Source organism: Agromyces sp. NPDC056389 (genome assembly GCF_042262385.1).
GTDB lineage: Bacteria > Actinomycetota > Actinomycetes > Actinomycetales > Microbacteriaceae > Agromyces.
Window position 1 is genome coordinate 1 of record NZ_JBHJPN010000006.1, and the last position, 5667, is coordinate 5667.

Genomic DNA, 5667 nt, shown 5'->3' on the forward strand with positions numbered 1-5667 from the left:
CCGCCCCAACGACGCCCCCGACGGCGCGATCGGCTCGTTGAACCACGCCCCAACCATCAACCCATCGAGCACCTGACCATCGCCCACCCCCAGATACGACTCCATCTCCGCGCGCTCCCCGTCCCCGCGCCCCACCACGAACACCCGCGCCGCAGCATCCCCCGCCTCGCCGTAGTAGTCCGTCATGTCCGCACCCGGGATACGCGCACCCTCAGCCACCGTCGACTCGTAGTAGTCCGTGCTGCCCGCACCCAACTTCGCCGCCGTCATCACAGCCAACACACCCCCTCACACCACGCCGAACCGACACCAGCGAACGATGGCCCGCTAGGGCCAGCGTAGCTGGTAAGCACTCTGTGCAAATGTGCCTAAGAGAAATGGGGAGATACGACGCGCACGGTGACGTGACGGAGAACGGGGTTTCCTGGCAGCAGCCAGGCACGCTGACGCTGCCTGATGCTGTGGGGGTGCCGGCGGTGTGCGGGGTGACTGCGAGCTAGCGGCTCGAGCAGTCAACGCTGCCGGCGAAAGGAGCTGAAACAGACGGTGAACGGACCTGCCCTCTAACGGCCTCTCCCAACACGGTCGCACTACTGCACTCGGCGGGGGCCGCGCTACGACCATGCAACAACGCTGTGGGTGTCGGCGTGGCGCTTGGAGGGCCACCGTGACGGCGGGCTAGCTTCGCGGTACGCTCGTAAGCGCGTCACCCAAAGCGTGATCGGTAAGCAGGTGGTACTGCTGCCGGTCGAGAGGTCAGGAGTTGCTGCTCCTGGCCTCTCTTTTTTGCCCCTATGCAGTTCGTCTGCCCTGACGCTACCTCACCCCCATCGGAAGCAGGGTCCCCGGCCTCGCTAGTCCGTGGAAAAGTACTCATCCCCGGGTTGATGACCCCATGAGGAGCTGCGGCTAGCAGTTGAGGCCATGACGGGGTTGTCCCTCAACGTGAGCGTGGACGGGAGCGGCGGCATCCCGTCGAAAAATTTCTATCTATATCAGCCAGTCGCGCTGATCCGTAAGATACTGTCTGAAGTGAAAGCGTCTACCGACTTGAATTGAGGATTGAGTTAATCATGGGAAAACTACTCGTATCTGCAGTTGCCGCATTTTCGATCAGTAGTATTGGCGTTGCGGCATCGCCAGTCAGCACAGCTGACATGCGTCACACATGTATAGTTCGGTCGTACAGTGAGCATGCGGAAAAGCAGATAAAGGCTCGCCATTTGAATAAATCTGACATTCAGCGAGTTGTCACTGAAGAGTGTGGCCGCGCTCGCTATCAGCCGAGACAGCAGAACTGGTTATTTGATGGAGTTCCCGCTGTCGTAATGACTGCGCTTGGTCACGTCGTGACTATCTACTGGAACGTTCCTGCCTTCACTACAGCAAAGCCGTTCAACTCTTTCGCTGCAATTCATTAATACTTAATATGATCTGTCAAGAATTATTAGTTGAATGCGCATATGACGAGACTGTGAACGCTGCAGAAGTTAAATTTTCAAAAGGCCTTGAGGGGGGAGAGTTTATTTCAACAACAATTCCCATAGTGGTGCATGGAGAAGTGGTGGGAATTGTATCGTTTAGAAATTCAGGCGAGTTGTTTAGTATTGAGCTTCTAAATGCAAAAATTCAGCTGCCGGGTATCATCGAGAAAAATGTCTGAGCCTTAATTAAATCACCTTAGTTTTTTGCGGTCATTCGGTTCCACACGTTGCGTGCTCGATGCCAGTGCGATTGGTGTCTGCTTTCGCTCGGGGCGCTGCGTTCGCCTGCTGGCTCCGGTGCCGGCGCTGGTTCGTTTAGATCTTCGTCTTGTCGGGGCGCGTCAGGCGAGGCTGTGTGAGATGCGGGCGTCTCGAGTTGCTTGAGGGTGAGTGCGAGGGCTGCTGCGGTGGCGGTGGCTTCGCGGGCGGTGGTTTCGGCGGCGTGGGCGCGTTCGAGGAGTTGGGTGCGTTCGCGGTCGCGTTCTTCGGCTCGGGCGCGCCATTCGCGTGCGTCGGCGGTTGCGGCGGCGAGTTCTTCTTTGAGGCGCTCGAGCTCGGCCTGGTTGGGGGGTGACACGGGGGTGACATTGGGGGTGACAGGTGTCTGGTTGGGGGGTGACGTGTCAGGGGTGACAGGGGGTGACGCGTGTCCGGTGTCGGTGAGTGCGGTGAGGGCTGTTTCGGGGATGTGCCAGCCGGTGTGGTCGCGGTAGGCGCCGTGCTTGGTGAGTGTTTCGCGGCGTCGTTGCAGGGTTCTGGTGCTGATGCCGAGGCGGTTGGCTGCTTCGTTGAGGGTGAGCATGGGTGGGGGTGACAGGGGTGACATGGGGGTGTCGTGCGGGGGTGACGTGTCGGGGGTGACAGGTGACATGGGTTCTAGTGTGTGTCACCCCCTGGTTGTGGCGGTGATAGGGGCGTTGAGTGCGCGTGTCGGGTGGGTGCGGTAGGGGTTTCGTGCCCCGGCCCCCCTTGGTGTGTCCCTTGCGCTCGTCGCCCGTTCGGCGTGAGTTCCCGATCAGCCGGGACGGGGCCGGGCCGGAGTGTGCCCCGGAGCTTGCGGAGGGGTGCCGTAGGTCCGGGCTCGTTCTGGCAGGGTGCGATGCCGGGCGGGCGACGAGCGCAAGGGACACACCCCCTTTGCGCTCAGAGCCTTGGAGGTGCCCCCGGCCAGGGAGAGGTTGTTACCGGTCGATGCTGGGGCCGTTATCCCGATAGGCCGGGGAGTCGAAGCGGTCGTATCGCGGTTGCGTGTTCGTGGCGCGCTCTGGCGCGGTTTTGCCTGTACGGCGTTCTTCGACTCGGCGCCGGATGCGCTCCAACGCTTCTTCGTTGCTACCGGGCTTGGGTGCGATTCCGGTACCGGCCATGGTCGACCCTCGTCGCCGTTCCCCATTCATCCGCTTCAAAGAAGCCAGCGCCGTCTGGAAACGTTCGCGCTGGGTAGGTTCGCTTCTCTCGGTGTCGTAAGCGTCCCACTCGGCGTCGAAAATGGCCGTGATGTCTTCCGGTGACTCGATTTTGGACGCGTCGTGTTGGGCCTTTTCCAGGGCGCGCCGTTCAGCGCGAGCCTGGGCGCGGATCAACTCTGCTGGCGGGTTCTTTTTCTCCTGCGCGGCGCGTGCGGCCACATGGGCGGCGTATTCGCTACGGGCCTCGGCCAGAACAGTGTGTGCAGCCCGATCTCGAGTATCGCGACCCGCGATCGCGACGAATGCGCGGCGTGCTTCACCACTGGTCGCATGCCACGGCTTCACCGCCGACGCGTGCGAGCCGTGCTCATGCGCTTGATCCCCGACACGTGATTCCGTCAGGTAGGCCGTATTCCGGTGTCGCCCGCGCGTCATCGCGACGTACAACGCGCCCCGGTCGGCGGTACTGGCGTCGAGGACGGCGTGCACACGATCAGCGGTCATTCCTTGCGCTGCGTGCACACTGACCGCGTAACCCAGATGCGTTGATTCACGCACGTACTCACCGGGCAAGAATGCGCTGACCATTCCGTCCTCGCCGGGGCGTGTCACGACGACGCTGCCATCATCACGCGTTGCCTGCACCCGCCACGTCTGCCCGTTACGCACCGCCCCAGCGTCACGCCCATGCTCGTCGCTCGCGCGCAGCCTGGCCGTGTTCTTGCGGGTGATCAGGTCATCGCCGATGCGTGCCTGCTGCCCGCGTGAGGTGGGAACCGTCCGCACCTGCGCCTTCACGAACGCGTCGCTCTCACGCGGACTCAGTCCCTGCCGGGCAGCGTCCTGGCGCGCGGTCTCGAGCAGCTGCGGCAACCGTTCAGCCTGAGCGCGCACATTCAACGCGTCCGCGACCTCGAGTTTCTGCGTGATCAGCCGCGCCTCGAGCCCGCCGTCACGATCACGCGCCCACGCCCGGTACGCCGCCTCGAGCATCGCGGCATCGTTCCCCAGGCGCAACCGGTCAGCGTGCGCGTACCAGTCAGCAGCCACATTCACCTCGCTGACGCTGCCCTCACGCAGCGCCAACCCCGCGGCCCGCTCATCAGCATCGACCTGACGGCGCACCTGCGACAGCTGCGCCGTGTCCGCACACGTGTCAGCCAGCAACGAAAAGCCACCGGCCGCGGCCTTGACCGGGTCCAACTGAGCAGGATCCCCGGTCAAGACGATCTTCGCCCCAGCCTCACGCCCCGCCTCGATGATCCGCGCCAGATCAGGGGTACCCACCATGCCGGCCTCATCCACGAACACGACCGTTCGAGGCGACCATCCGTGCCGGCCGGCTTCGATCCTGGCTCGCATCGCCGCGACCGTCGACGCCGACGCCACGACACCCTCACCAGTCATCACGTCCGCGGCCTTGCCCGTCGGCGCCAAACCCACGACCTCGCGTCCCTGCGCCGCGTACAACTGCTGCAACGACGCCAACGAGAACGTCTTGCCCGACCCTGCCGGCGCAACGAACGGCGTCACCCGCGCATCACTGCGCGCCATCGTCGTGACGGCCTGCCGCTGATCCGCACTCAACCGCTCCAGCACGCCCCCACTCGCCGCCAACACCGCCTCATCGACAGCCAGCCCCGCAACCCGTTCTTGCGCGCTGCGCAGCATCAGCTGCTCACGCTCGATCGTCTCCGTGCTCGCGTACCGCACGCTGCCCTCACGCTCATGCGCCAGGCGCTCACCGTGCTGCTTGTCCGGATCAACGCTCAAGATCAGCGCCTCACCCACGACCTGCCCGGCAAGCTCCTCCACCGCCGCGCGTACCTGCTGCGCGGGCATCGCTGGCGGCATCAACGCCGCCGCGACCTCGACAGCATCAGCACGAGTGAACGTCGAACGCACCTGCGACAACTGCGCCAGCACCGCCTCCGCCGACGGCAACACCACCTGCTCGTCAGCCCGCGCACCACCCATCCACGCCGAAACATCGAGGCCCTGCGCGCGCACATCCGAACGCCACTGCGCCCGCAACTGCTCATCACTCGCGCCGGTCTCCTTGTGCTCACGAGTCGCTTTCTGCGCCTGCGCCAACTGCGCCGCGCTCACCCCCGCATCCGCCCCAGACAAGTGCTCATCAGTCCACGCGCTGATCTGGTTGTGCCGCTGCGACCACGCCTCGATGTGCTCACGACTGACCTGCTTCAAATCGGCCTGACCCGTCGTCGGATCCACGTCCTTCCAGGACACCCCCAGCCGCTGCGACAACTCCGCACGCAACGCCGCCTGATAGATCGACCCGCCAGCCTTCAGCTCATGCAGCAAGCTCTGCCCATCCAAGCTGCCCACGCCGCCCCCGTCAGCACGAACCTGCCTGTTGTGGATCAACACATGCGTGTGCAGGTGCGGATCACCCGCACGGCTCGTGCGGTGCTGATACGTGACCCCACTCAGCCCCAACGTGCGCACCAAGTCCTTCTGACCCGTCACCGGGTTGTGCACCCGCGTGTACCCCGCATGCTCACTCAGATACCCCAGCGCCGACCTGATCGCCGCCTCATGCGCGGCCACGATCTGCTCGTGCACCACCGCATCATCACTCAGCCCCCACAGCATCGACACGCTCTTCGGAGCCGCCGTCGTCACGTCGTAGCCGTACACGCTGCGCTCCGAGTACGCCCGCCCCAACGACGCCCCCGACGGCGCGATCGGCTCGTTGAACCACGCCCCAACCATCAACCCATCGAGCACCTGACCATCGCCCACCCCCAGAT

4 protein-coding genes are annotated in these 5667 nt (G+C 64.0%); 1 reads left to right on the top strand and 3 read right to left on the bottom strand.

Annotated features, from left to right (window positions below):
• On the bottom strand, positions 1–186 hold a 186-nt coding region (locus ACFCVM_RS19600), incomplete at its 3' end, for a hypothetical protein (RefSeq protein WP_375838415.1).
• A gap of 1288 nt (positions 187–1474) precedes the next feature.
• On the opposite strand from ACFCVM_RS19600, the gene ACFCVM_RS19605 reads away from it, so the two are divergent.
• Positions 1475–1663 (top strand): hypothetical protein, encoded by a 189-nt coding sequence (locus tag ACFCVM_RS19605; RefSeq protein WP_375838416.1) that lies wholly within the window; start codon positions 1475–1477, stop codon positions 1661–1663.
• 17 nt (positions 1664–1680) lie between these two features.
• Here the strand turns inward: ACFCVM_RS19605 and ACFCVM_RS19610 are convergent, their stop codons facing one another.
• Positions 1681–2286 carry a hypothetical protein gene (locus ACFCVM_RS19610; RefSeq protein ID WP_375838417.1) on the bottom strand — a complete coding sequence of 202 codons (606 nt, stop codon included), beginning with the start codon at positions 2284–2286 and terminating at the stop codon, positions 1681–1683.
• Positions 2287–2665: 379 nt separating this feature from the next.
• The gene (gene mobF, locus ACFCVM_RS19615) at positions 2666–5659 is read right to left on the bottom strand and encodes a MobF family relaxase (protein WP_375838418.1); all 2994 of its coding nucleotides are present in this window, start codon (positions 5657–5659) and stop codon (positions 2666–2668) included.
• Positions 5660–5667 lie beyond the last annotated feature (8 nt).

Excerpts from the sequence above, each read along its gene's own strand:
- ACFCVM_RS19610 (WP_375838417.1), bottom strand. The coding sequence starts at position 2,286 with ATGCTCACCCTCAACGAAGCAGCCAACCGCCTCGGCATCAGCACCAGA.